This window comes from Pedobacter aquatilis (assembly GCF_030409415.1).
Lineage (GTDB): Bacteria > Bacteroidota > Bacteroidia > Sphingobacteriales > Sphingobacteriaceae > Pedobacter > Pedobacter aquatilis.
This window is the reverse complement of record NZ_JAUFPW010000036.1, coordinates 328013-354432: the sequence shown is the minus strand read 5'-3', so window position 1 is coordinate 354432 and position 26420 is coordinate 328013. Positions and strand designations below refer to the sequence as shown.

The 26420-nt window shown below is 35.3% G+C and carries 24 protein-coding genes and 1 other RNA gene; 9 read left to right on the top strand and 16 right to left on the bottom strand.

Annotated elements, in window-relative coordinates:
* The first annotated feature begins 3 nt into the window (after nt 1-3).
* Nucleotides 4-363, top strand: a complete 360-nt coding sequence (locus tag QWY86_RS19900; protein WP_290244734.1) for a response regulator transcription factor — start codon at nt 4-6, stop codon at nt 361-363.
* A gap of 83 nt (nt 364-446) precedes the next feature.
* Nucleotides 447-815, top strand: a transfer-messenger RNA (tmRNA) gene (ssrA, locus tag QWY86_RS19895).
* A gap of 501 nt (nt 816-1316) precedes the next feature.
* Here the strand turns inward: ssrA and QWY86_RS19890 are convergent.
* The 5 genes from QWY86_RS19890 to QWY86_RS19870 all read right to left on the bottom strand — a co-directional run bounded on the left by QWY86_RS19890 (nt 1317) and on the right by QWY86_RS19870 (nt 5843).
* Entirely contained in the window at nt 1317-1841 is a 525-nt protein-coding gene (locus QWY86_RS19890; RefSeq protein ID WP_290244732.1) for a hypothetical protein, read from the bottom strand.
* A gap of 52 nt (nt 1842-1893) precedes the next feature.
* Nucleotides 1894-2445, bottom strand: coding sequence for a hypothetical protein (locus tag QWY86_RS19885; RefSeq protein ID WP_290244731.1), 552 nt, complete (start codon nt 2443-2445; stop codon nt 1894-1896).
* Nucleotides 2446-2538: 93 nt separating this feature from the next.
* Nucleotides 2539-4011: a hypothetical protein gene (locus tag QWY86_RS19880; RefSeq protein ID WP_290244729.1), complete on the bottom strand. Its 1473-nt coding sequence runs from the start codon at nt 4009-4011 to the stop codon at nt 2539-2541.
* A 34-nt stretch (nt 4012-4045) separates the two neighbouring features.
* Entirely contained in the window at nt 4046-4603 is a 558-nt protein-coding gene (locus tag QWY86_RS19875; RefSeq protein ID WP_290244728.1) for a DUF4082 domain-containing protein, read from the bottom strand.
* 139 nt (nt 4604-4742) lie between these two features.
* Nucleotides 4743-5843, bottom strand: a complete 1101-nt coding sequence (locus tag QWY86_RS19870) for an OmpA family protein (RefSeq protein WP_290244726.1) — start codon at nt 5841-5843, stop codon at nt 4743-4745.
* 261 nt (nt 5844-6104) lie between these two features.
* Between QWY86_RS19870 and QWY86_RS19865 the strand changes: the two genes are divergently transcribed.
* The 4 genes from QWY86_RS19865 to cobA all read left to right on the top strand — a co-directional run bounded on the left by QWY86_RS19865 (nt 6105) and on the right by cobA (nt 9569).
* The gene (locus QWY86_RS19865) at nt 6105-6899 is read left to right on the top strand and encodes a helix-turn-helix transcriptional regulator (protein ID WP_290244724.1); all 795 of its coding nucleotides are present in this window, start codon (nt 6105-6107) and stop codon (nt 6897-6899) included.
* Nucleotides 6900-7034: 135 nt separating this feature from the next.
* The gene (locus QWY86_RS19860; RefSeq protein ID WP_290244722.1) at nt 7035-8045 is read left to right on the top strand and encodes a bestrophin family protein; all 1011 of its coding nucleotides are present in this window, start codon (nt 7035-7037) and stop codon (nt 8043-8045) included.
* A gap of 80 nt (nt 8046-8125) precedes the next feature.
* Nucleotides 8126-8587 carry a hypothetical protein gene (locus tag QWY86_RS19855; protein ID WP_290244720.1) on the top strand — a complete coding sequence of 154 codons (462 nt, stop codon included), beginning with the start codon at nt 8126-8128 and terminating at the stop codon, nt 8585-8587.
* Between the two features lie 187 nt (nt 8588-8774).
* A complete protein-coding gene (cobA, locus tag QWY86_RS19850; protein WP_290244718.1) occupies nt 8775-9569 on the top strand; it encodes a uroporphyrinogen-III C-methyltransferase in 795 nt (264 codons plus the stop codon).
* A gap of 62 nt (nt 9570-9631) precedes the next feature.
* On the opposite strand, the gene QWY86_RS19845 is transcribed toward cobA, so the two are convergent.
* Genes QWY86_RS19845 through QWY86_RS19810 form a run of 8 tightly spaced genes read right to left on the bottom strand, consistent with a single transcriptional unit; the run spans nt 9632 to nt 15185 of the window.
* Nucleotides 9632-10279: a 1-acyl-sn-glycerol-3-phosphate acyltransferase gene (locus QWY86_RS19845; protein WP_290244717.1), complete on the bottom strand. Its 648-nt coding sequence runs from the start codon at nt 10277-10279 to the stop codon at nt 9632-9634.
* Nucleotides 10276-11100, bottom strand: coding sequence for an alpha/beta fold hydrolase (locus QWY86_RS19840; RefSeq protein ID WP_290244715.1), 825 nt, complete (start codon nt 11098-11100; stop codon nt 10276-10278). Before QWY86_RS19840 ends, QWY86_RS19845 begins: the two co-directional genes overlap by 4 nt.
* On the bottom strand, nt 11100-11492 hold the full coding sequence (locus QWY86_RS19835; protein ID WP_290244713.1) for a holo-ACP synthase: 393 nt from the start codon (nt 11490-11492) through the stop codon (nt 11100-11102). The genes QWY86_RS19840 and QWY86_RS19835 overlap by 1 nt, the downstream gene beginning before the upstream one ends.
* Entirely contained in the window at nt 11482-12294 is an 813-nt protein-coding gene (locus QWY86_RS19830) for an enoyl-ACP reductase FabI (RefSeq protein ID WP_290244711.1), read from the bottom strand. The genes QWY86_RS19835 and QWY86_RS19830 overlap by 11 nt, the downstream gene beginning before the upstream one ends.
* On the bottom strand, nt 12295-13644 hold the full coding sequence (locus QWY86_RS19825) for a beta-ketoacyl-[acyl-carrier-protein] synthase family protein (RefSeq protein ID WP_290244709.1): 1350 nt from the start codon (nt 13642-13644) through the stop codon (nt 12295-12297).
* The gene (locus QWY86_RS19820) at nt 13644-13904 is read right to left on the bottom strand and encodes a phosphopantetheine-binding protein (protein WP_290244707.1); all 261 of its coding nucleotides are present in this window, start codon (nt 13902-13904) and stop codon (nt 13644-13646) included. The genes QWY86_RS19825 and QWY86_RS19820 overlap by 1 nt, the downstream gene beginning before the upstream one ends.
* The gene (locus QWY86_RS19815; protein WP_290244705.1) at nt 13897-14463 is read right to left on the bottom strand and encodes a hypothetical protein; all 567 of its coding nucleotides are present in this window, start codon (nt 14461-14463) and stop codon (nt 13897-13899) included. Before QWY86_RS19815 ends, QWY86_RS19820 begins: the two co-directional genes overlap by 8 nt.
* Nucleotides 14463-15185, bottom strand: coding sequence for an SDR family oxidoreductase (locus tag QWY86_RS19810; RefSeq protein WP_290244703.1), 723 nt, complete (start codon nt 15183-15185; stop codon nt 14463-14465). Before QWY86_RS19810 ends, QWY86_RS19815 begins: the two co-directional genes overlap by 1 nt.
* 165 nt (nt 15186-15350) lie before the next feature.
* Between QWY86_RS19810 and QWY86_RS19805 the strand changes: the two genes are divergently transcribed.
* The 3 genes from QWY86_RS19805 to QWY86_RS19795 all read left to right on the top strand — a co-directional run bounded on the left by QWY86_RS19805 (nt 15351) and on the right by QWY86_RS19795 (nt 20514).
* Entirely contained in the window at nt 15351-16763 is a 1413-nt protein-coding gene (locus tag QWY86_RS19805; protein WP_290244701.1) for a glycogen synthase, read from the top strand.
* Nucleotides 16764-16771: 8 nt separating this feature from the next.
* Nucleotides 16772-18040: a glucose-1-phosphate adenylyltransferase gene (locus QWY86_RS19800; RefSeq protein WP_290244699.1), complete on the top strand. Its 1269-nt coding sequence runs from the start codon at nt 16772-16774 to the stop codon at nt 18038-18040.
* Nucleotides 18041-18729: 689 nt separating this feature from the next.
* A complete protein-coding gene (locus tag QWY86_RS19795; protein ID WP_290244697.1) occupies nt 18730-20514 on the top strand; it encodes a glycoside hydrolase family 15 protein in 1785 nt (594 codons plus the stop codon).
* A 209-nt stretch (nt 20515-20723) separates the two neighbouring features.
* Here the strand turns inward: QWY86_RS19795 and QWY86_RS19790 are convergent, their stop codons facing one another.
* From QWY86_RS19790 to QWY86_RS19780, 3 genes are all read right to left on the bottom strand, one after another.
* Nucleotides 20724-22913, bottom strand: a complete 2190-nt coding sequence (locus QWY86_RS19790; protein ID WP_290244695.1) for a bifunctional alpha,alpha-trehalose-phosphate synthase (UDP-forming)/trehalose-phosphatase — start codon at nt 22911-22913, stop codon at nt 20724-20726.
* Between the two features lie 483 nt (nt 22914-23396).
* Nucleotides 23397-24755 carry a sensor histidine kinase gene (locus QWY86_RS19785; RefSeq protein WP_290244693.1) on the bottom strand — a complete coding sequence of 453 codons (1359 nt, stop codon included), beginning with the start codon at nt 24753-24755 and terminating at the stop codon, nt 23397-23399.
* A 132-nt stretch (nt 24756-24887) separates the two neighbouring features.
* Entirely contained in the window at nt 24888-26258 is a 1371-nt protein-coding gene (locus QWY86_RS19780) for a sigma-54-dependent transcriptional regulator (RefSeq protein ID WP_290244691.1), read from the bottom strand.
* Nucleotides 26259-26420: the final 162 nt, after the last annotated feature.

The following is a 26420-nucleotide window of genomic DNA, read 5'->3' as shown; positions in this document are numbered from 1 at the left end:
AATATGGGAAAGCGAATTTGTGTTTTAGAAGATAACGAAGATATCAGGGATATCATTGGATATATACTTAGTGAAGGGGAATACGAGGTTAAATACTTCGCGAATATAGCCGACTTTAAAAGCGGAGCGACTGAATTTAATGCAAATTTGTTTTTGCTGGATGTTATGTTGCCAGATGGAAATGGAATTGATTTATGTTGTGAACTCAAGGCAGACGAAAAAACGCAACACATGCCTATAGTGATGATGTCGGCTAACTTTTCGTCAGCTGAGATGAAAAGTAAATGCAAAGCCGATGATTTTATACCCAAACCCTTTGATATTGATGATTTTGTGCATAGGTTAGATGCTCAAATACATTAATGTTTTGTTTTCATCATTAAAAGAAGCGATAATATTCTTATATTTGTCGTCCTGTTTTGCAATGCCATTTGTAAAACGAAAATGGGGCCGTTCTTGGATTTGACAGGGTGGCGAAGGTTATGTTAGCATGCAGTGCGTTGTACGGAGAGCACTTTAAAGAGAACGTTCAAAACAATAGTTGGCGAAAATAACTACGCCTTAGCTGCCTAATTTAGAATTAGCATAGCTTTTGTTCCTCTAACTGCTGCATTGTTAGGTTAGAATCTGGAGCATCGAAATAACAGCGCTGGCCTTAAGAAGATATGGCTTAAGGTGAGATAAAGTATCTAAGGATTTAAACAAGGTCGGTTTTCAGCCCGTTTATTTCTCGAAAATTAATTGAAAAATAAGCATGTAGAAGGTATAAGTTATCTCACAACTGGACAAGGGTTCGACTCCCTTCGGCTCCACAAATCTTTAAAGAATCCGCGAAATTTTAATAATCTCGCGGATTTTTTTATGCCTAAAATCATAATTTTATTTAAAAACATAAAAGACAAATTGTTACTGCCCAATTTTATATCGTTGTTTTAAGGATTAGTTATTCTGGTAGTAAACTGAATAAATGTAGTATGTGGTTGGCCAATAAAATTATCAGGTTTTGTGGGTTGGCCTAAATAATTTTCACCTCTAAATGGACCCACTTGTATAAAATCTAATTTATACGGCACGGTCCTTTCTTTATATCCCGTTTGCACATCATAGGGCAAATCCATTTTTACTTAATCGGCAGTTTTCATCTCAACATCCCATGTTATATCTGTATAAGAAATACAATGTTTATGTGCTGAACCTATTTTAACGTAAGCAGTAAAGCGGTACTTATTCTTTAAAAGCATAAATTACTAAATGACTAACTAATTTCCTTCAGCTTCTCTTTTTTTTCTTCTTTCTTCGGCAGCACGTTCGCGAGCTCATCTTTGTCTTTCTTCTCTAGCGCTTTGTGCAGCTGCCTTTTGGGGGTCGTTCCTTTGTGGCGATGCTTCTCTTTGCAGCTGTCTGTTAATGTTTGCATCTCGTTGTCTGCGTCTTTCTTCTGCTCGCTTTTCTTTATCTATTTGCGCATTTAATGCATTTCGTTGTCGATCATCTTCTCTACGTACAGTTTCTCTACGTCTTTCTTCTGTTCTTTTTTCTTGGTCAATTTGCTTATTCCTCTCATTTTGCTTTCTTTGTTCTTCTTGCTGCTGCAATCTTTCTTGTCGTATTTTTTCGGCTTCTTGGGCACGCTCTTTTAGCCTCGCTTCTCGTTGTTTTTTGCATTCTACATACTTTCTCGTCTCTTCGTTCACTTGGGCAGAAGTTTGTCCTTTTTTAAACTCTGGAAGCGGACAAGGTGTATCAAATATTACTACATCTGGTTTCTTTTTTTCTTGCGCCATAGTTACTGTAGCCCATCCAAATAGAATAATCAGCGCTGATAATTTTAAAGTTTTCATAATAGTGAATTTTAAAAATGTTGATTTTTAGCCATATACTACAGTTTAATAATTATTGAACGCTCTTGTAAATGGTTACCTCTTCAGATTGGTTGTTTTTTAAAGAAAGTTCTGGCTGACTACCCGCACCAGTAGTTACAATGGTTAAACCAACTTTAATGTCTTTGCCAAAAGCTTGTTCTGGTGTGTTTTCAAAATAGAATGTAAGTTTAAATAACTCGTCTTTTCTGCTTTTAATTGCTGGTATAGGTAACTCTGCAGAATTGAAGTGCCTCATGGTTTGCACCATTTCTGTACCTACTCTTTGTGTACCTAAAAAGCTGTAAGTGGCATAAACTTTAGTAGGTTTTGAGTTAACCACGCCAATATTTTTTACAATAAAATTGATGTCCATTTTTACGGTGGCTTTGGTTCCCAAAACTCGCTCCAATGGGTCGCCACCAGCAAGTACCACAGGTATCAAATCGAAAGTTAAATCTGGTAATGCTTTAACAACAGCCGAATTTGGATTTGCCATTACACCAGTTTGTATTTTGCCTTTTTGGGCATTTGCACTTAAAACCATACTTGTTACAAGTGCAATTGTTATCACAATATTTTTCATCTGTATATAATTTGTTTTTTAATGTTGATGAAGCTATCAGATTTATTCATTCCACTTTGTGATTTGAAAAAATCATGATGGTTTCATAGCTTATTATCTTAAAATTTGAAGTGTTTTTGAGCGAAGTTCTCCGGTAAAGTAATGTATTGGCGCACCAACTTGGTCAACCAAAACTCTTGTTTCGCCGGCAATGGTTAGTGTAATTTTTAGTTTATCTAAATACCAATTATCGGCGCCAATGCCACCTCCGCCAGTGTGTCTAAGTGCAATTTCTTTAATATCATCAAAAGTAAAAGCAGGAGCGGTTATAGATTTAGTTACGATATGTTCTGTAAAATTATCCCACTTTTCACGGTTATTAAGGTTGCTTACGGTAATTGTTCTTGCAGGAGTTGTATTTAATCTAATCATTAGATTTACATTATCATTGCCACCACGTAAATCATCGCCTCCGGTTAAGGTTTCTATTTTTATTTTTGGCGGGGCATTTACAACATTGGGTGAGTTGCTGGTACTCGTGCCATTGCCTACATTACTTAAAAAACCCTTAAAAACCTGTCCTTCGTTCCTGCCATTACCACCTTCGTAAACAAACCTAAACATTGGGTTTGAGCCTGTTGAGCTTATAAAATCTGCAAAGCGATACATTTTTAGCACGCCATTAACTTTTATTCTTGCTGTAGATGTGATTTTATCAACATTCCAATTGTCTTTTTCGGCGATGTTAAAAACGGTTGTAGTTGGTGTACCACCCAGCTTTCTATTTCTGTAAACATGCAATTCTTTAATATCATCAACGGTAATATCGGCAGGTAATGGTACGGTAACTCGTTTGATAGAATTGTTTGGCCAGTTTTGGTCTTTATTGGCGTTTTGTAAAATGGCATCGGCTCTGTTTTTTAAAACCACATGTATTTCTACATTATCCTGAAAAGGTTTCATTTCCAAATTATCGGCACCTGTTTTAAAATCAACTTCTAGTTTATTATCTGAAGGTGGCTCTACAACAACTGATGGGCTAGCTTGTGGAGCTAACGGTGTAATAGGTGGCGTAAAAATCCAAGCGTCTTGTACGTTTCTAAACTCGGTTTCACCTTTTTTAAATAATCCTACAGCATTGTATGCACCAGGATGTACTGTCGCACTTAAAAAGAAATTGTTAGGTGTAGCATCATCAAATGCTGGTTGAATTTGATAACTTCCTTTATCATTAATAATGAAATTAAATAACTGATATTTTTCCTTCAGCCTTGGGTATCGTGGCTGTAACGATAACTGTAGCTTAATTGCGTTTTCGTTCGGGTCGTCCCATGTAAGGTACTTACCACTGCCCGTTAAAATTATTTTAAACGTAGTAGCATTAATACTTGTAGTTACAATTTGCCACACCTGTTTGCCACAGTTTGGAGTTCTATCTCTACAATCGTCTGCAACCCTTATAAAATTACTGTTGTTGAGTTCCATTTTTAGGTTCCCAGGAATTAGTTGGAATTTATACAATCCGGGCCTTACTTGTGCAAATACAATTGTTGGGAAAATCAGTAATAGGAAAATGAGCTTTTTCATTGTTTTATATTTTTTAGGTTGATGATGTTTTTGGTTAATCTATTTTAAACTCTGCATCTATATCAATTATGCCGTGGTAAACCGATGCTACATTTTGCCCGGGAAACCGCTGATATGGCGTTTCTTCATAAACGCTGTACAGCAAACTCACATCATTACTATGTAAAGGCAATGGGTTAAATGGCAATTTGTAGTAGTAATATTTTAGTACGTTGATAGAAATTGTATAGGTTTTATTGGCTATTAAAGGCATTTGGATATAAAAAAAGTTATAATCCACCGTGTCGCTAATGTTTACATTTGTGCTTTGTATGAGCTCACGCGTATCGGCATCCCAAATAGAAAGGCGAACGTAACCTTTTGTCGGGTTTTTAATTCTGATGCCTTTAATTCTTCCATCTTTGTGTGGTTTTATGGCAATACCCAACTCAACCGCCGATGCCCTGTAATCAACTTCTTTGTATTCGGTTTTAAAGGTTCGGTTAAAATGCTTGCCGAAAATTCTATCCTCACCTAAGTAAGAGGTGCCGTTTTTTAATACGGTGCAACTGCTAAGTGCAATCATCAGTAATAGAAATAGTCGGTTCATCATTTTAATTTTAGATTTTAGTCCTGATAGCTATCGGGATACGATTTTAGATTTTTTGCATGTATAAACTTGGTTGATTTAAGTATTTCGCTTTTAAACCTTTGAATTTCTGCCCGTCTACTGGCAGAAAACTGGCAACTACTTACATTTTTATAAACTCTACCCGTCGGTTTTTTGCTTTACCTTCGGCAGATGAATTGTCGGCAGCTGGTTTACTTTCGCCTAAACCTTCGGTAGTTAAGCGAGTGCTTTCAATACCCAAACTCATCATTTTAGCTTTTACGGCATTGGCTCTTTTTAAACTTAAAGCCATGTTTTTAGCATCATCGCCATCGCTATCTGTGTGACCAATAATTTTAACTTTTGCACTTGCATTTGCTTTCATAGCCACAACAAGCTCGTTAATTATAGCATTACTTTCTGGTAGTAAGGCATCGCTGTTTACTTTAAATTTTATAGCAGTTGTACTTGCTCTGCCCATTTCAAATAAATCTTTAACAACTTTACTACGAGCATCTTTACCGGTTTCGGCAAGTGTAAAATTACTGACGTAGAAATAACTGGTTTTGGTTTCTTGCCAACCATTAGTTGGGCTATTTAAATAAATATTTTTGCGGTAACTGTTTAAAAATTGCGTAGGTAAATCGAGCATTTTTACACCATCAATAAATAGGCGTAGGCGAGTACCGTTAATCATAAAACCGATGTGTATTTTTTTGTTGATTTCGGGTGTATAATCTATTTTGTTTAGCGTTGTACTTGTACTGTAATTGCCATACAATAATTTGTTACCATAACCCTTTCTGTCACTACGAATTAGGGAAAACTGTAATCCATTTCTACGAGTTATAATAATATCGAGCTTTTCTAGCTTTGCACCAAAGCAGATTGTTGGCACAACAGTTCTTTCATCAGCAGGCAAAACAATGTCGTAATCTAAAGTGAAATCTTGCGGAAGCGGTTTAGTTAATAAAAGGTTAATGATACTTCCTCCGGGTACTTTTAAAAATTTTTCTTCAAAACCATCAATATTATTTATTTCTCCACCTTGTGTACTACTCCATCTGGCAGGAAAATCGCCTATGGCATCCTTGCTAAAGTTGTCGGTAAAAATTAGTTTGTTGCCTCTTATAAAGTTGTTAGCTTCTTCGGTATTTTGGGCAAAGCCGATGTTTATATAAAATAAAAAAGCAGTAATCAATATGTAGGATTTATTAAATTCTGATCGACGGTTATTTTTCATGAGGTTAGTTTTATTTTAAATGATGTTACTTTTTTTAATTACCTGGAAAAAGAATAGATGAATTATGTGTAAAGGTTTACCTGTAAGTAAAATTATTTTATCTCTTGGGATGATAAAATGTTCCATTAATTCTATCAAATGGCTTTCTTGGTGATATAATAACTCAAATTTAATGTTTAACAAACGCTCAAAAAATAGTAGATATCTATCATTTTTAATTGATGATGTAAAAGATTATATTAGTTAAATCTAACCTACGCTATGAAAATTTTACAACCATTAACTACAGAACAGTTTACTAATAATGCCAAATCTGACAAGGAATTAGGTATTATTAATTACGAAGCGTTTTTCGAAACACAGATAAAAGAAGCGCATAATTTTGCCATCGGTCCGTATTATTGGTTTATTGGCGACAATGCAAACATGCTAATTACAGTGGCCAGCCAAAACATTGGCGAGCTTAGTCCGTTTAGCAAAGCCGATTGGGAAAATAAATCGGCCTTCTTTTTTGTAGAAAATATTCATCCTGATGATAGTTTTTATGTGCTTTCGGCCATACAATATGCCATGGATAGGATTATCGAATTGCCAACAGAGAAACAAGATAACATTCGCATTAACATATACGCCAGAATGTTAAACGCCCAAAAAGCTTACCGTTGGGTGCTGATACAAATGCCCGGTTTGTATGTAAACAGCCAAAATTTAACCACTTGTGGCTTAATGATGGTTACTGATTTAACACATTTTAATTTTAATGAAAGACCGATTTTAATGACATTGGTTAATGTGATAGATGGTAAAACAGAATATTACCATTTGGCCATGGGCGATATTGTGACGCTAAAAAATGTGAATTTACCAAGCATCACCAAACGGGAAAAGCAATTGCTAAATTTAATGTTAAGAGGTTTTAACAGTCCGAAAATTGCTGATGAGTTAAATATATCGTACTCAACGGTAGAAAACCACAAGAAAAATTTACGTACAAAAACCAATACCAAAACCTCTGCGGAGTTGGTACATTTTGTAATGAGTAATAATTTAGTATAGAGTAGATAATTATATATCTTGTTAAGAAAATATTTTTTCTGATTAATAAAATCAATAGTGATTTTGGTACTTACTCTCAAATTTTTATACCTTCGCCAACCCTCAGAGAACATCCCTAAATAAAATTTTAATCTCATGCACGCTGGAAAGAAATATTCTTTAAAAGAATTTATCCTTTGGACACGTAGGGATATTTTAAGGCTAAGTATTTTGGCTATTATACCAACTGTTCTTTATCATTTTTGTGGTTTTACATTTCTATCAATTTCCTGGGTTCCGGTAGCTCTATTAGGAACTGCTGTTTCCTTTATAATCGGATTTAAAAATAATGCAAGTTATGCAAGGCTTTGGGAAGCACGCCAAATTTATGGCGGCATTATAAATGCAAGTCGCTCTTTTGCTGTAATGGTTAGAGATTTTTTATCATCAAAAGATAAAAAGCAAGATGTGCAGATAATTTTTTACCGCCACTTTGCCTGGTTAACAGCTCTACGTTTTCAACTTAGAGAGCCTCGTGTTTGGGAAAACATGGATGACCCCAGAAATTTAGAATATGCGAAAAACTATCACATTGCAGAAAGAACGGATAAGCTTGAAGAAGTATTAACAAATTATCTATCTGATGAAGAATTGAAGTATGTTTTAACCAAAAAAAATAGAGCAACGCAGATAATGGCTTTACAATCTAGTCACATTAATAAATTGGCGGCTGAAAAAGTTTTTACTGATTTACAACTTCAATCTTTACAGGCTGGAATAACTAATTTTTACGATAATCAAGGTAAGACAGAGCGGATTAAAAATTTTCCATACCCACGGCATTTCTCTTCAATTGCCAATATAATGTTAAATCTTTTCGTTTTTCTTGTGCCTTACGGCCTATTAAACGATTTTAACAAGTTAGGTATTGGAACAGTAATAGAAGGATTCTCTATATGGTTAAATATTCCATTTGCGATACTTTTGACATGGGTTTTTAATACATTAGATGTTGTGGGCGATAGTTCTACAAATCCGTTTGAAGGCAGTGCGAATGATGTGCCAATAACAAACATATCTAGGACTATCGAAATTGATATGCGGGATATGCTCAATGAAATTGATTTGCCACCTGCGATCGTTCCAGAAAATAATATTTTACTGTAAAGATTAAATTGTGGAATTTAAACAAACATTTCATCCTTAATTTATATTTAGGTAATATCCTCAAACTTAAAATCTTTAATATGAATAAAAACATCCTTTATCTAGCACTTGCGGCAATTCCGTTTGTGTTTGCCTGTAATCAATCAGAAAAAAAAGCTGAGGCAAAAAAAGATTCTGTTCTAAGTGAAACCTGTTATGCTGCTGCTTTCGAAAAAGATAGTGCATCAATGATTATAAAAACAATGTCATCTGGAAAAATTACGGGTGCATTGTTGGTAAAATACGCTGAAAAACCACATAATAACGGTCAGCTTGATGGTAAGTTTAATGGTGATACTCTTTTAGTTGATTATCGTTTTAACACCGGCAAAGATTCAACCAAAACATTTACCAATCCTTTAGCTTTTCTTAAAAAAGATGGGAAATTGGTTATGGGAGTAGGGCAGATTGAAACCACTTTAGGTCGCTCTTATTTTGTAAAAGGCAAACCAATTAATTTCGAAAGGGGAAAATTTACCTTTGAGGAAGCGCCTTGTAAGTAGTTTATAGTTTTTATTCATGTCGTCATTGCGAGACAGGAAGCATTCTTATATACAAGAGATTGCTTCGTGCCTCGCAATGACGTTTAACCAAGTAGTGGAATTATTTTAAAATAAATTACTACAATTTCTATAGACTTTATATATTTGTATAATTAATAGGAATTATCACGAGCTAATTATTGTTGCTATGATTTTAAGTAAAGTAGAAAAAGCGAACATTGAACCAAAAATCACATTAATAGGTGCTGGTCCTGGCGACCCGGATTTATTTAGTTTAAAAGGTGTTAAAGCATTAAAAACCGCTGATGTTGTTTTATACGATGCAAATGTGAACGAAGCTTTACTTTGTTATGCTCCCGAAGGCATTCCGAAGGTTTATGTTGGCAAACGTAGCGATGATGAAGATTTCTCTCAGGATGCAGTAAATAAGTTAATTATTGATTATGCCTTAAACTATGGTCATGTTGTTCGTTTAAAAAGTGGCGACCCGTTTTTCTTTGCCAAAGGTTACGAAGAAATTGATGTAGCTGAATCCTACAGCATCCCAACAGAAATTATTCCAGGTATTTCAAGCGCTACAGGTGCGCCAAGTTTGCAGAAAATCCCAATGATATACAAAGACTTGAGCGAAAGTTTTTGGGCAGTAACTGGTACAAATTCGAAAGGAGAAATTTCTGAAGATTTATACATTGCCGCTAAAACCAAAGCAACAATTGTTGTTTTAAATGGAATTGAAAAGGTAAAAGAAATCGCTGCTATTTTTCAGGCTGAAAACAAAGGACTACTGCCTGTTGCAGTGATTCAAAATGGTTCTACAACTCAAGAGAAAATTGCGGTTGGCATTGTAGAAACGATTGCAGAGGTTGTAGAAGATAAAAAAATAACTGCACCAGCATTATTGGTTTTCGGAGATGTTGTGTCATTGCATCCGCAGTTTCAGCCGATTAGAGATTTCTACGAAATTATTGCTGAAGAATACTAATCAGATGGAATTTCATATTCATTTTGTTGTTAAAGCCGCGGGTTTACTTGCGGCTTTTATTTTTATGGCTCTTCTGTAAACCTGAAATTCTTTTTCATCGATGCCAGATGATGTAAATTCACTTCTTTTTTAAACTGTTCAAAATCGAAATCGTGGTTCGTGCCTGCATCCATTAGGTTGAAATAAACTCTGGGTTTTAAGCCTTCAAAAAACTCAATAAAGTTAGAACTCCAGATTAACTGGCAATTTGATTTTACCTTCGGAATGATTGAATTTATTCCATCCTTAAACTTAATATACCTGATAAACATCGATTCTAAATTTCCCTGCGGAAAAATGATTAAAACATTACCAGGTTCGTTTAAAACATCAACGGCATAATCTAAACTTTCTTTAGCCTTAATGCTTTTCGGCGCAATTGAAAAACAACCAATATATTTCAACCATTTATTCATTTGCATCTGTTTCTCCAAAACCATTATTTTCATGGCTTTTAACCGCTGTTTTTTGTCAATAGCATTAACGACAATAAAGCAAGCTAATAATCCATCCCAAAAACTGAAATGATTGCACATTAAAAGATAGGAGTTATTTGGCTTGATTTCTATCCCATCAAGTACTATTTTCTTGAATTTTCTGCTTATAAACCAGGAAAGCAATTGCCCGCCAAATCGTAAAAAAGCATCTGGAAGCGGTTTATCCTTTATCATAATAATCGTTTAGTTAATTCTTCTACAAAAGATTGGTTCAGCATTTCGTGGTTTTCGTTTAAAACTATCAATTGCGCATTCGGTAAATCTTTACAAAATATTTGCGCTATTGCAGGTGGGTACATTTTATCTCTGCTACCTGATATAAAAATAGCATTGATTGGATATGACTTTAACACCTGCAATAATTGATTTTTATCTGTATCTAAAAACCGTAAATACGTAAAACTTGCATATAAACTTAACCTTAAATCTGGCGTATTGATTTCTTTAAGCAGAATGTTATAGCCAACATCATCCACAAAATTAAATCGTTTGCTAAGTTTTAACAGATTAATCAACGCTTTTTCAGAAAGTATCAGTTTTTCCAGAATTTTATTTCCGATTTTATTTTTGGAGAAAAATTCAACTAATTTACCAGGTTTTAATGCAGCAGGCGCAATAATAATAAAATTATCAATTCGATTATATAGAATTTCAGTAAGGGCAACGGCATAATGTGTACCCATCGAATAACCAATTACTGAAAACTTATCGATTTGCTGATTTTTGCAGAAATCGGATATAAATTTTGCCAACATTGCTTTGCTTATGCCTTTTTTAATTGATGCTAAGTCATTGCTTTTTAAACGGGTTTCTTTATGGAAAAATAAATCCAAACCATAGAAAGTGTATTCGCTCCCCAAATTTTCTTCAAGCATTTTAAACTGCTTGCCATGCATGCCATATCCATGAAAACAAAGCATTACTTTAGTTCCCGATCCAAACTTGTAGTAGTTTAGATGTGCCAGTTCATGGTCAAAATGTTGCTGCGTAATCATTAATTAATGCTGATGATTGCAATTGCCCAAACGTAATCCCCATCGTGAGAAATGCTTAAACTGATGTTGGGTTGATTTAGCCACTTTAATAAATGGGCAATTGGCTTACCTGCAACTTTATTTCGGCTAATCTCAATGGTGTTGAAAGGTAATGGCTCAGTACTATTTTGTTTAACGGCTTTATAAACTGCTTCTTTTGCTGCCCAGGTAGAGGCATATCTCAAAAAAGAATTATCAAACTGATTACAATAACTTATTTCGTTTTCAGTATAAACCTTCTTTTTGAATAATTCTGAAAATGTTTTCTCGAAATCGGGCAGGAAAACAATATCGTTACCAACATAAAACTGTGTACTAGTTTCAATATCAATATTTCCGACTTTATTCTTCATCAACAGAAACACCCATAATATTAAAGCCACCATCAACATAATGGATGTTTCCGGTTACTTTCTTAGATAAATCAGAAAAATAATATAAAGCTGCATCGCCAACATCGTTTGAGGTGATATTGCCAAGTGGAGCAGTAATTTTGCCCATCTTGCGTAATTTCCGAACCCCATTTATTCCACCAGCTGAGGTTGTCATAACCAATCCAGCAGAAATTGCATTTACCCTGATTTGCTTATCACGTAAAACATTGGCCAGGTAAATCATTATATTTTCAAGCGCAGCTTTATTTATGCCCATGCCTGCATAACCCGGGAAAACTCTTTGCGAGGCATTATAAGTAAGTGTTAATATTGATGCATTTTTCGCCAGAAATGGCTCTGCAACCCGGCAAATTCTCAATAATGAATACGCACTAATGTTAAAGGCATCCATTAATTCATCAAATGGGATATCTAAATAACTTGGTGCGGGTTCATTGCTGTTTGGTAAACTGTAGCACATAACCTGCTGACTACCATAAGCCACGCCGTGTAATATGTAATGGATTTCGCCAAATTTTTCTGCTATACCTTTGGTAAATGCTGAAACCTGATCTTCCACGCGAACATCAACAAACATCGACAAAGAATTGTCCATCCCTGCTTTTTCCATTAAGTATAACACTTCATCTTTCGTATCGTCCAGGTAACTTAAGGCTACTTTGCAGCCCGATTGATGCAGTTTTAAGGCAATGCTCCAGGCAATCGAACTTTCGTTCCGAACGCCATAAATTAAGGCAACTTTATTTTCGTTATTGAGCATTTAGTTATCTTTTGAAATCATTATGGCACTGTTTGTGCCTCCAAAGCCATAGTTAAGGCAAGTAATCGTATTTATTTCTTTTTTAAAGCTTTGCTGAGGGATTAAATCCCTGAAAGCTGCCAAAGGTTGTTTTGGTCCAGCCCAATTTTCATTAACTTGAAAAACTTCTGGATTTTGGTTTAGCTCATCAGAATTTAAGCAAGGCAATACGGTTTGGTTTTCTAACATCAAAACAGAAGCAATAAATTCGACAGATCCGGCTGCACCAAGCATATGCCCGAATTGAGATTTGGGTGCCGAAATATGATAGCCACTATCACCCAAAGCATCCACTACACTTAAAAGCTCAATTGCATCTCCGGCAGGAGTGGAGGTTCCGTGTACTTTTACAACATCAGGTTTTTTCGATGTGTTTTTTAGCAAACCTTTCCATAAGCGTTGTTGACCAGAAAATGAAGGTGCAAACATATCACCATCGCCATCAGAATTGTTGAAATATTCATCAATTACGGCTAGTATTTTTGCGCCACGAGCCTTTGCCAAATCATAATCTTCTAAGGCGACAACACCACCGCCAAATGCGCATACAAAGCCATTTCTATTAACATCAAAAGGTCTCGAACTTTTATCAGGACTAAAACCCTTGCTTAAAACCTGCATCGAATCGAAGCCTAAAAATGTTTCGAATGAAGTGCCTTCTACGCCGCCAGCAATAACTCTGTCTTGTAAGCCAAATTTTATTAAGCGATAGGCATAACCAATGTTTCCCAAACCGGTTGCGCAGGCAGAACCTATTGATTCGCAAACCCCTTTGTTTTTTATCAGGCAGGATACGTTTGCCGCATCACGATAAACCATTGCTCTATCTACATTATGCGAACCAGCTAATCTGGATTTCTTTTTTAGCTCAAAAAAGTTGTGCCATGCCGATCTTAATATTTCATGCCCTGCACCGCCCGAACCAATAACTACTCCAGTTTCTTCCGATTGTGTTTCTTTATCAGTCCAGCCTGCCATTTTTATCGCATCGAGCGAACTAAGCATGGCCCAAATGCTGCCAACATCAGCAGTTGCAAGATTATTGGCTGATATTCGGTTAAGCTTATCAATATAAGTTTCCGGATAGTTTTCCATAATGGAAGATGGAACAATTTCAAGATTCATTTCATCTTCAGTTACGAAACCTGCAACCGTAGAGCGAATGTTTTTACCATGAATAGTGGCTTTTTCCCACTCTCTGATTAAACTTTTATTGGCAAATAGTTTATCCCTGAAATCATTTAAATCGGTACAGGTTGGAAAAACTCCAGCCATACCAACTACGGCAACTTTTTTGAGCGCATTTTGCATTAGGCTTTTTCCTTGGTAGCAATGATTAAATCCACAATATCTTTAACTTTTGAACCTAAATCGTCTATGTCATCATCTTCGAATTCAATGTCAAATTTTTGTTCAACCTTTGCAGCGATGTTTATCATTTCTGTAGATGGCGTATTCAAATCTGCAATAAAGTCGGTTTCTTCGGTAATGTTATTTAGTTTTTCTGGCTCTATCGTTCTAACAGTTTTTAATATTTCAACTATATCGGCAATTATTTCTTGTCTATCCATTTTTAATTTCTTGATTAATTTTTTCTTTTTTTATCGCTCTACCGGTTACATCAAATAATTCAGCAACAAGTTTAAAGTCCTCGCTAAGTTCGTATTTTAATAATTTATCTTCGTTAAAATCAGCAAAATATTCGTCTAAATTTAGGCTTTTTGTGGTGATTTTGTAAATTCTCCCATCGCAAACCATTTGCCTAAATTTATTAAACTTAATTATTCCTAAGCTTACAAATGTTTCTCCTTCTTCTATATAATGATGGAAATTAACATTGCCGATGCTAATAAATACGGGTAGAAATTTATTTTTAACATCTTCGAAGCTGTTGTTTTGTTTTTTGTATTCTAAAAAACCTGCGCAGGAAACAATTGATGCCTGTGCAAAAGCTTCTATTTGGTCTACACCTCTAAATAACCCAAAATGATCCTTAACATCGTGCTGATTTGGAGTATAACTGGCAACAATACCAACAGTTGGTTCGTGCCAATGGTATTTGTGTAATAGCTGTTTACTTGGTCCGTGAAGGAGAACGTTTTCTGGTGAAACGCCAATTAAATTATCCATTATAATATCCCACCATTAATTTGAATATTCGAACCATTGATGTATGAAGCCTCATCAGATATTAAAAACGATACTGCCGAGGCAATTTCATCGGCTTTACCAAAACGACCAGATGGAACCATCTTTAAGTAATTTGCCTTTTCAGCATTCGGAATTTTATCTGTCATATCTGATTCTATAAAACCTGGAGAAATACTCAGAACCCGAATATTGTGTTCCTGATTTAACAGTCCAATTTCTTTAGCTATTGATTTAGAAAAAGCAATTAAACCTGCCTTTGTTGCTGCATAAATAGATTGGAATGCATTACCACTTTCGCCAACACAAGAACTAACGTTTATAATTACACCGCTTTTATTCAATCCGAAAATTTTCATAGCCGTTTTGCAAATCAATATTGGCGTTTTCAAATTAACCTGTATCATTTTATCAATTTCTTCTTCAGGTTGGAAGATTAAAGATTTATCGAAAGTTACACCTGCATTATTTATAACTGCATATAATTCTTTCCCATGAAGTTTTTTTAAGGTTTTGCAGAAATTATTTACTTCATCGGGTTTAGAAAAATCGGCGCAGAGTAAGCTGCTGTTTGGTAAGATTTCGGTAAAACTTTGCTCAGTTGTGGCGTGTAAAATTAAATCATACTTGCCATGCAATTTTTTGGCAATAGCTAATCCAATTCCTCTGCTTGCCCCGGTTATCAAAACCTTACGTTTTTCCATAATTATACCTTTTCCGTTCGAAAATATAAAAAATAGATGAATCCTTAAATCATACAATTATTTGATCCTGATTTGATTGATTTTTTTTCTTATTAAAAAGCTCGCTTTATTTCTAAATAAGAAAACAATTACTAACTTAACAGAGTTATCTACACCAAATATTTGATGGAAATTATACATATAAGCGCCGAGTGTTACCCTGCTGCAAAAGTTGGCGGATTAGCTGATGTGGTTGGGGCTTTACCAAAATATCAAAACAGAATAGGCCACATTGCCAAAGTGGTTGTGCCTGCTTATGATACAAAATTTATCCGCGAAAGCGAGTTTGAAGTGGCTTACGATGCCTGGTCAAACTACGGCAATCATCATTTTCAATATAGAGTATTTAGGGAAAAGACTAATAAATTAGGCTTCGATTTATACATTATTCATATCCAAGGTTTAACCGATAGACCAAATGTTTATGGCTATCATGATGATACAGAACGTTTTGTTGCTTTTCAGATTGCTACTTTAGATTGGATTACGCAATGGGAACATCGCCCAGATATTATTCACTGCCACGATCATCATACTGGTTTAATTCCATTTATGGTCGCTAATTGCTTAAAATATCAGAATATTAGCAAAGTTCCTACTGTTTTAACCATTCATAATGCCCAATATCAGGGGCAGTTTGGCTGGGATAAATTATACTATCTACCCGCTTTCGATTTGTGGAAGGGCGGTTTATTAGGTTGGGAAGATGCTATTAATCCATTAGCCGCTGCCATAAAATGTGCATGGCGGGTAACCACGGTTTCACCGAGTTATTTAGATGAAATGATGGATAATGCACGTGGATTGGAAAGCTTGTTAAGGCAAGAAAGATGGAAATCGAGCGGAATTTTAAATGGAATTGATAGTGAAGTTTGGAACCCAGAAACCGACCCAATGCTTGGTAAAAGTTACAATTTAAAAACAGTCGAAGCTGGAAAAGCAGCAAACAAAAAGGCGCTTTGCGATGTTTTTCAACTAGATTCTTCTAAGCCACTTTTTACTTTTATTGGTAGATTAGTTGATGAGAAAGGTGCTGATTTGCTTCCTGATATTTTTTACACAGCTTTGCAACAGCATGGTGATAACATCAACGTATTGGTTTTAGGTTCTGGTGATAGCTGGGTGGAAGGGAGATTGAATCAACTTAAAGATATTTATGAAGGAAAGTACAACGCATATATTGGTTACAACGAACAAGTTTCGCACGAGATTTATGCAGGAGCAGATTTCCTTTTAATGCCTTCGAGGGTAGAGCCTTGCGGTTTAAATCAACTTTATGCATTGCGTTATGGCACTGTGCCAATTGTACGTAGAGTAGGTGGTTTAAGAGATACCGTAATTGATATTGGAGATGGTGGTTTTGGTTTATGCCACGATCAAACAAGCATCTGGGATGTTACCCATGCAATAAATCGAGCAGTAGAATTATTTAATGATAAAAAAGCGTTTAAAGCTGTTAGGAAAACGATGATGAAGATTGACCATTCTTGGGATAAAGCAGCAAAAAATTATATAGAATTATACCAAATATTAAAATAAGCTTAAACATGACTGACAAAGTTTTAGGCGTTATCCTTGGCGGTGGCCAGGGCTCTAGATTATCGCCACTCACACAAACACGTTCTAAGCCGGCAGTTCCAATTGCTGGTAAGTATCGGTTGGTAGACATCCCAATTTCTAATTGCCTAAATTCTGGCATCCACCGTATGTTTGTGCTGACACAGTTTAATTCGGCATCCCTAAATAAACACATTAAAAACACGTATCACTTTAGCCATTTTAGCACGGCTTTTGTTGATATTCTTGCGGCTGAGCAAACGGTACAAAACGCTGGTTGGTTTCAAGGAACTGCAGATGCGGTGCGTCAATGTATGCACCACATCGTTTCGCATGAGTTCGATTACATTTTAATTCTTTCTGGCGACCAATTGTACCAGATGGATTTTAAAGATATGATTGAAAAACACATCGAAGCCAATGCAGAAATTACCATTGCAACTATCCCGGTTACGGCTAAAGATGCAACCGATTTCGGTATTTTGAAAGCCGATGAGGAAAACATGATTACCTCTTTCATCGAAAAACCTAAAACAGGCTTGGAAGATTGGGTTTCAGATACCGGTGCAGAAATGCAGGGTGAAGGTCGTAACTTTTTGGCCTCGATGGGTATTTACGTTTTCAATCGCGACTACCTAATCAACATTTTAAACGAAAACGAAGAGGAGAAAGATTTTGGCAAAGAAATTTTGCCAAGAGCAATTACTGAAAGTAGAGTGTTGAGTTACCAATACGAAGGTTATTGGACAGATATCGGTAATATTTCATCATTTTTTGAGGCTAATTTAGGCTTAACCGATGAAATTCCGAAGTTTAACATGTTCGATAGCAATCATACTATTTTTACCAGAGCAAGGATGCTACCACCTTCGAAAATTTCGGGTACAACCCTAGAAAAGGCAATTATTGCTGAAGGTTGTATTGTGCAGGCGAGTAGGGTAGAACATGCTGTTTTAGGTATTCGTGCTCGCATTGGTAAGCACACCGTAGTTACAAATGCTTACATTATGGGTAGCGATCGTTATCAAACTTTAGAAGAAATTCAATCGGAAACGAGTAAAGGAAATTCCCTAATTGGTATTGGAGATAGATGTTACATCAATAATGCCATCATTGATAAAAATTGCAGAATTGGAAATGATGTTAAAATTAATGGGGGTCCACATTTAGAAGATGGCGACCACGAACTTTATGCCGTTAAAGATGGTATTGTAGTTATCAAAAAAGGTGCTGTTTTACCAAGCGGAACAGTAATTTAAAGTAATTATTATCATTAATTAAACCAGTTTCGATATTCGGGACTGGTTTTTTTTGGCCTACAATTCTCCATTGCGAAGTACGAAGCAATCTTTTAATAGACACTAAAAGGTTTTTTGAAAGTGAACTTTCTGTATTTCATTGCCGAATGCAGCCCTGCTTTCCGTTACAATCTTTTTTGTAAACTTCTAACACTACAAGTTATGAAGAATCTTTTCATCGGTTACAGTGTAACAGATATTCTAAGTTGCTGCAAACAAAAAATATTTCCACTTCAATCAGGCTTATTTAACAAAGTTTGTTCCCAGCAAAACGGTTAAGTAACCTTATTGAATATGATTTTTTATATCAATTTCAATATTCTATAATTAATTTGGGCATGAAAATTTTTTATTTTCATCTAGCTAAGCCTAAGCAGCAAATCTTCGTTTTACTTTAAACCGGCCCAACAAATTTTTGGGCAAGCACTGTCAGAGCCGAAACACTAACTTTAATACAAAAATTTTCAGCCGGCAATTTTGTTTCTTTTGTTGTCAAAAAAGCCCGTCTGGCTAAGACAAATAAACAAACTTCACTTCATTAGAAAAGACACCAAAACGGTCAAATTAACTTTATTAAATAGGGTTTTTCACATTCCCGCCAACATTTTCGGCATAGGCTTGTTAGTTCATAAACATATAAAAAATTGCTCATGGCCGAAAAACATCTGTATCAAACAGGAATAATTGGAAATTGTGCTTTTATGGCACACGTAAACAAAAACACTGATATATCTTGGCTTTGCTGGCCACGTTTCGATAGTTCCTTTGTATTTGGAAGTTTATTAGACAAGAAAGAAGGGGGTGAATTTTCAATTTTGCCAAAGGGTGAATTTTCGTCAAATCAATATTATATTGAAAATACCAATGTTTTAAGGACAGAAATTACTGCCGATGATGGGACATATCGTATTACAGATTTCGCACCACGTTTTCAACTTTACGATAGATATTTCAAGCCGCTAATGTTTATCAGAAAGATAGAACCGCTAGTGGGCAATCCTCGCATCACCATAAAATGCACACCAGTTTGCAACTATGGGAAAGATAAAATGAAACGTAGTCGCGGAAGCAATCACATAGATTATTTAGGCTGTGATGAGAATATACGCTTAAGTACCAATGTTTCTTTAAGTTATATTATTGATGAAAAGGCGTTCGTATTAAACGAATCGAAATACCTTATTATGACTTACGGACAAAATTTGGAAGCTCCGGTGGTAACTACTGCCGAAAATTTTCTCCGTGATACGGTTGCTTATTGGAGACGATGGATTAAGCACTCTTCAATTGCCGGATTTTATCAACCGTTCGTAATTCGTTCTGCTTTGGTTTTAAAAATACATCAATATGAAGATACAGGCGCTTTTATTGCAGCGAGTACAACCAGTTTACCAGAATCTCCAGGTAGTACAAGAAACTGGGATTATCGCTATTGTTGGTTAAGAGATTCGCATTATGTGCTTACATCTTTAAATCACATCGGTCATTTTGAGGAGATGGAAAAATATTTTAATTATCTATCAGATATTTCTCATGCCGAAGACGAACGTTACCAACCTTTATACGGTATTGCTGGCGAAAGAGGAATTGTTGAAACAACCTTAGATCATTTAGAAGGATATATGGGCGAACAACCCATTCGAATCGGGAATCAGGCTTATGAACATATTCAAAATGACATTTACGGTCAGGTTTTAATATCTATGTTACCACTTTACACTGATCATCGTTTTGTTTTTTCAGAACGCAGTGACTCAGTAAAATGGATTGAAAGCGTTTTATCTAAAATTGAAAGAACCATTGATGAAAAGGATGCCGGTATCTGGGAGTTTAGAAATATGGCAAATATGCATTGCTACAGTAATTTATTTCAGTGGGCAGGTGCGCAAGCTGCTCTAAAAATGGCGAAAACTATTGGAAGTAAAGATTTTGAAAATAGAGCACAGATTTTAATCGATAAGGCATCGGCTCATATTGAAGCCTGTTACGACCCGGAAAGAAAAGTTTATACTAACGCAGTCGGGAGCAATCATTTAGATGCGAGTACTTTGCAACTCATTATGATGGGGTATTTGGACCCAGCATCTCAAAAAGCTAAAGATCATTTAATCGCTTTAGAAAACGAATTGAAAACTGAAGATGGATTATTCTATCGCTATTTACACGCGGATGATTTTGGTAAACCAAAAACTACTTTCCTAATATGTGCTTTTTGGTATGTTGAAGCTTTGGCTTGCGTTGGCAGAATTGATGAAGCTATAAAGGAATTTGAAAATATCATTAAATATTGCAATCATTTGTTGCTTTTTAGCGAAGATGTAGATGCTAAAACTGGTAGTCAGTGGGGTAATTTTCCACAAGCGTATAGCCATGTTGGTTTAATGAATGCTGCTTATCGCATTGCGATTAAACTAGATAGGCCAGTGTTTTTATAATTTATTCCCCGAAGATTTTAAGAAGATTTATGCAGATTAAAATTTGCGTAAATCTTCTTAAATCTGAAGGATTTTTTTTCAAGATAACTTCTGTTGAGAAACAGACCTTGGCATTAGTTTTTTTATATTACTTATAAATGTTTTCACATTATAATTGTCTAAGTGTTTGCGTAAAAGTCTTCATCAAGCTTAATGTGTAACAATAAAAGCTATTTTCTTTCAACAAATTCTTCTTTAACCAAACTCCATAGCAGTTTTCTAACTTCTCTAAAATCATTTAAATAATATTTTGCTTCAGATAAGTTGTTGCCAACCTTCACGGTAATTGCATCTTCTGGTAACGCCCTGAAAATATCCTCATCTGTATGGTCGTCACCAAGAGCGATTATAAAATCCGGATGTTTTTCGTACAACCAATTCAGTGCTGCTTTTCCCTTATTAACTTCTATGTTTTTAAATTCTATAACTTTATTTCCGGGCATAAGTTGCAACCCCTTATCAGCAGCTAAAATTTTCATGTGACTCACAATTTCGTTTGCTCTCAATTCGCCTAAACCTTCTTCTGCCTTTCGGTAATGCCAAACCAAAGAGTAACTTTTTTCTTCAATAAAAGAACCAGGAGTTCTATCTGTATAGGTTTCTAAAAGCGATCTGATTTCGCTTTTCCATTGGTCTGTTAGTAAAGGCAAGCTATTCCATTTATCGCCATAAGTTTTTTGCCATGCGCCATGTTCTGCAATTAAATCAACCTTCATATGTCCAAACCAATTTTCGAGTGTTTCATTTCTTCTTCCACTAATAATTACCACAGTATTCTTGGTATCTAGTGTTAGATTTTCAATTAAATCGTATAATTCATCATCAGGCGATGCATCATCAATGTTTCCTGTAAAATCTACCAATGTTCCATCGTAATCGAGAAACAAAACCCGATTACTTGTATTTGCATATTGTGAAGCAATAATTTCGTTCACCGAATTTACCGCATGTTTTGTTTGTAATGATTTTTGTGAATCTTTCACTTCGTTAAGTCTTAAAATAAAATTATTAACCCAATGTTTTACATTAAATTTTTCTACTGTTGCTCGCATAGCTTTCATGCGTTGCTGTTGTTCTTCTAGAGGCATTTTTAAGGCAGTTAAAATTGCCTCCATAATATCGCCAAGGTTGTTCGGATTCACGACCAAAGCATCTGTTAATTCTTTTGATGCACCTGCCATTTCACTTAAAATCAGCACACCGTCTTCATTGTTTCTACTAGCCACATATTCTTTACTTACCAAATTCATTCCATCTCGCATTGGCGTAACCAGACAAACATCAGCAGATGAATAAAGTGCGGAAAGTACTTCAATTGGAAAAGAGCGGTAAAAATAATTTACCGGAATCCAGTCCATGGAGCGATATCTGGCATTCAAATTTCCAACAAATTGGTCAATTTGATCCCTTAAATCGCTGTATTGCGGTACACTATCTCTAGATGGTACCACAATCATGAACAATTCCAGTTTTCCAATAAATTCAGGATGCATTTGCAACAGTAATTCCAGCGCTTTTAATCGTTCTAAAATGCCCTTACTGTAATCCAATCTATCAATAGAAAGAATAATTTTCATGTCTTCCTTTCCATTTCTAAAATAGTCAATTTCCTTTTTCACCTCTGCTGTTGAGGTAAGGGATGCAAATTTTTCATAATCAATGCCCATGGGGAAAGCTTCAATCACAATTTGCCTTTCGTTACTGTTTAGTACGTTAGATGATGAGTTTACCGTTAGCAATCTTGTAGCCGTACTAATAAAATGGCGAACATCATCATAGGTATGGAAGCCAATTAAATCTGCACCAATTAAGCCGTTAAGCAATTCTTCACGCCAGGGAATTAATCTGAAAATTTCGTATGATGGAAAAGGAATATGCTGGAAAAAACCGATTGTTGAATTTGGAAATTTTTCTCTCAGAATCCCCGGTAATAAAAGTAGCTGATAATCCTGAATCCATATTTTATCTTGCCTATTAAGCACTTGCATCGCACTTTTTGCAAATTTCTCATTAACAGATTTATAGCAATCCCAATAGCTTTGTTCGTAATGTGCGTAGGTAACGAGGTAGTGAAAAACTGGCCATAAAACTTCGTTAGAAAACCCCTCGTAATATAAATTAATTTCTTCCTGCGTTAAAAAAACAGGGTATAGATTAAATTCACCTAATTTCTGAATCACCTCTTCTTGCCGTTCCTCCGGAACTTCAATTCCTGGCCAGCCAACCCAAATAGAATTGCCTGTTTTGTACACGTCGCCAAGGCCGGTAGCCAAGCCACCTTCGCTAGGAATAAACGTGTACTCGTTATTTTTTTCAATGATTTTAACGGGTAGTCTGTTCGATATTATAACTGTCTTCATGCTTGTATTTAATGTATCCACATAAATAAAAGCGCATTAAACGTTTTTTGTTTCAATTTTGTTTTAAAACAAACATTCAAATGATTTAACACTATCCCATTAAAATGCAATAAGGTGATGATGTAAGAACGGATTTTTTGGAAATCAGGTTTCTTTGTCTTCGGTTAAATCAGTCCTGCTTTCCGCTTTATTTCGCTGCGCTTCATGCTCGCTGCAATCAGGTTTATGAAACAAAAACTTGTGGTTCTTTTGAAAGTTTTACCGAGCAACATGTCGAGTTTTAAGCTTCCCGCCTGAGTGGGAATGACGACATTTTTTAGGCTTTCGTCATGCTCAACTTGACTTGGGCATATTAATACATTTGCTATTTCTTTAGGATTCCCGCCTGCGTGGGAATGATGGCAAGGGAGACAATTTGATTGGGGAACCTAAAATTCACGCTACCTCGCAATGACGGCCAAGGTGTTACTCCAAAAAAATCACTTAAACATAATTAAATAACAAAGAAAAAGTAGTTTTTTCATTAGGTAATGAAACCACCTCAATACTACCTCGGTGCATTTTCATAATATTACGACTAATGGTTAAACCAATTCCAGAACCATTTTTTCGGGTTGTGTAAAATGGAACAAAAATTTTTTCTAAATCATCGGGTTCAATTCCTTTTCCATTATCACTAACATCAATATAGAGTTTAGTATTTTCTAAGCGGTAATTTACGTAAATGTGTGGATTCGGAATTTCTTCTACAGAATAAATACTATTGGTAATGAGGTTAATCAATACCTGCTCAATTAATTTTAAATCGAGTTGAACCGTAATTTTTGATGAAGTTTGCTCTACATCTAAAACCACATTTTTAACTTTGGCGAAAGGTTGCATAAGTACCTTTATGTGTTTCAAAATTTCGCCAATAGTGTGTAATTGTAGGTTTGGCGTTGGCAATTCTGCTATTAAACGGTAATCTTTCACAAAATCTAATAGTCCGGCAGAGCGACGTTTAATAGTTTGCAAAGCCGTTTTTAAATCTTCCATCTCTTCAACATCCAAATTTTCCTTATCGGTTACCATGGTGTTAATGGTATCAGATAAAGAACTTATTGGCGTAATAGAATTTAAAATTTCATGAGAAATAACGCCGATTAAGCGATTCCAAGCTTCGGTTTCCTTTTGCTCAATTTCATCTTTAATATTCTGGAAACTGATAATTGTGTAGTTTTTTCCATAAAGATTAAGTGGAATCACTTCCATAGAAAGCTGTATCAGTTTATCCAGAATTTTTAATTCCAAAAACCTTTTCCCTCCATCTGCTATTTGTTCAATCTCTTTAGAAAAAGCAGGTAAATGTTGCTTTAACCGATGCCAGTATTTATAAGCCGGTACACCCAAAAGGTTAGATGCTGCCTGATTGAAAAAAGCGATTTCTTCGTTGTCTTGGGCCGTTTTGGTATTGTTAATCACCATTACACCAACAGGCACCTGCTCTAAAATAGTTTTTATCAATTGAAACATGGCATCTTGTTCCAGTCGAATTTGCTTATGTACCTGCAAAATTTCTCCAAAGGATTCATATAATTCCGGGAAACTTCCTTTTGTAGTTTTATTCTTGAAATTTAAAGTATGGTCGAGAGTTTTAACGGCCAATATAAAACGCTTAATGTCTGATCTGATTTCATTAATATAGAAATAAAGCGAGATAATTGAGCCAAACAGAATCAGGCTTACTCCAATAATTGTAAACCAAAGTTGTGTATTTCGTATTAAATAGAAAAGCAAATAACCCAGCAGATTAATAATTATCAATCTGAATATTAAACGAAAAGTAAAGCGTTTATAAAACATGTTTTGAAGGTGTAAGGAGCAATAAATAAGGAAAAGATAAAGATATGAAGCCTAAAAATATTTTGTAATAAAGTTTAAATCTCTAATCCGTTATGGTTTTAATCTTTGTTCTTTATTCCTTACTCTTTAATCTCAAATCCCAAATTTCTCAATTCTTCTATATAAAGCTGCACGGGTTAAACCTAATTCTGCGGCAGCTTTAGATATGTTTCCTTTGTGTTTATCTATGGCCTTTTGTATCATCAATTTTTCCATGTCGCCCAAAGCCATTTCTTCAGGGATAGTATTATTCTGGGCAAAACGTTGTGGACTTAATTGCAAATCCTGTTCAGTAATTTCATTTCCATCGCTCATAATCACCGCCCGTTCTAATACATGTTGCAACTCCCTAACATTTCCGGGCCAGCTGTAATTTAGTAATACATCTTTGGCTTGTGTAGCTAAACTTCGCAATTCTTTATGATATTTGGAACTGAAAACCTGCATAAAATGATTAGCCAAAAGCAAAATATCATTTCCGCGTTTGCGCAAAGCGGGTAATAATAATTCTACAGTGTTAATTCTAAAGAGTAAATCCTGGCGGAAGGTATTTTTAGAAACCATTTCGTTAAGCGGCATATTTGTAGCCGTTATTAAGCGAACATTCACTTTCCGTTCTTTACTTTCTCCTAAACGTGTTACAGTTCGATTCTGTAAAACACTTAACAACTTTGCCTGTAGCGGAAGGGTTAAATTTCCAATTTCATCTAAAAAAATAGTCCCACCGTCGGCCAGTTCAAATCTGCCTGGTTTATCTTCTTTTGCATCGGTAAAAGCACCTTTTGCGTAGCCAAATAGTTCGCTTTCAAATAAATTTTCATTAAGTGAGCCTAAATCTACATGCATAAAAACTTGATTTTTGCGCTGCGATTTTCCATGTATTTCATAAGCAAAAACTTGTTTTCCAGTACCATTTTCGCCCAATATTAAAACATTTGCATCTGTTGGCGCAACTTTTAGTAATGTACTTTGAAGGTTCTTAATAACATCAGCTTCACCAACAATATGTTCAAAGCCCCGAGTCAAATCTTTTTGTAAAGAAGTATGTATTTTCTCTAACTTTTTAACTTTCCTATTCGATTCACCTAGTTTAGATGCTGCAGAAATCGTAGCAAAAAGCTTCTCGTTTTCCCAAGGTTTAAGGATGAAATCTGTAGCGCCTTTTTTAATGGCTTTTACTGCCAATTCTACGTTTCCAAAGGCTGTCATTAAAATAACAACGTAATCTTTATCGATTGATAAAATGTGCTCTAGCCAATATAAGCCCTCTCTGCCATCACTTGCACCTTTCTGGTAATTCATATCAAGCAGAATAATATCTACCTCGTTTTTACTTAATAACACATTAATTTCTTTGGGCGATTTGCAGGTGATAACCTGTTTTACCTGTTGTTTCAGAAATAAACGGGCACTTAATAAGATGTCATCATCATCGTCGATTATTAAGACTGTGGCGTCAAGCATAATTTTTATTATAAGTTGTTAAAAGATGTGGTTATCAATGTTTAGCTATTTTCCGTCATTGCGAGGTACGAAGCAATCTTTTTTTAGGAAGAGAGATTGCTTCGTGCCTCGCAATGACGACTTATTAATTGATTTTTATCCGGGGTAAATTTACTCAAACTG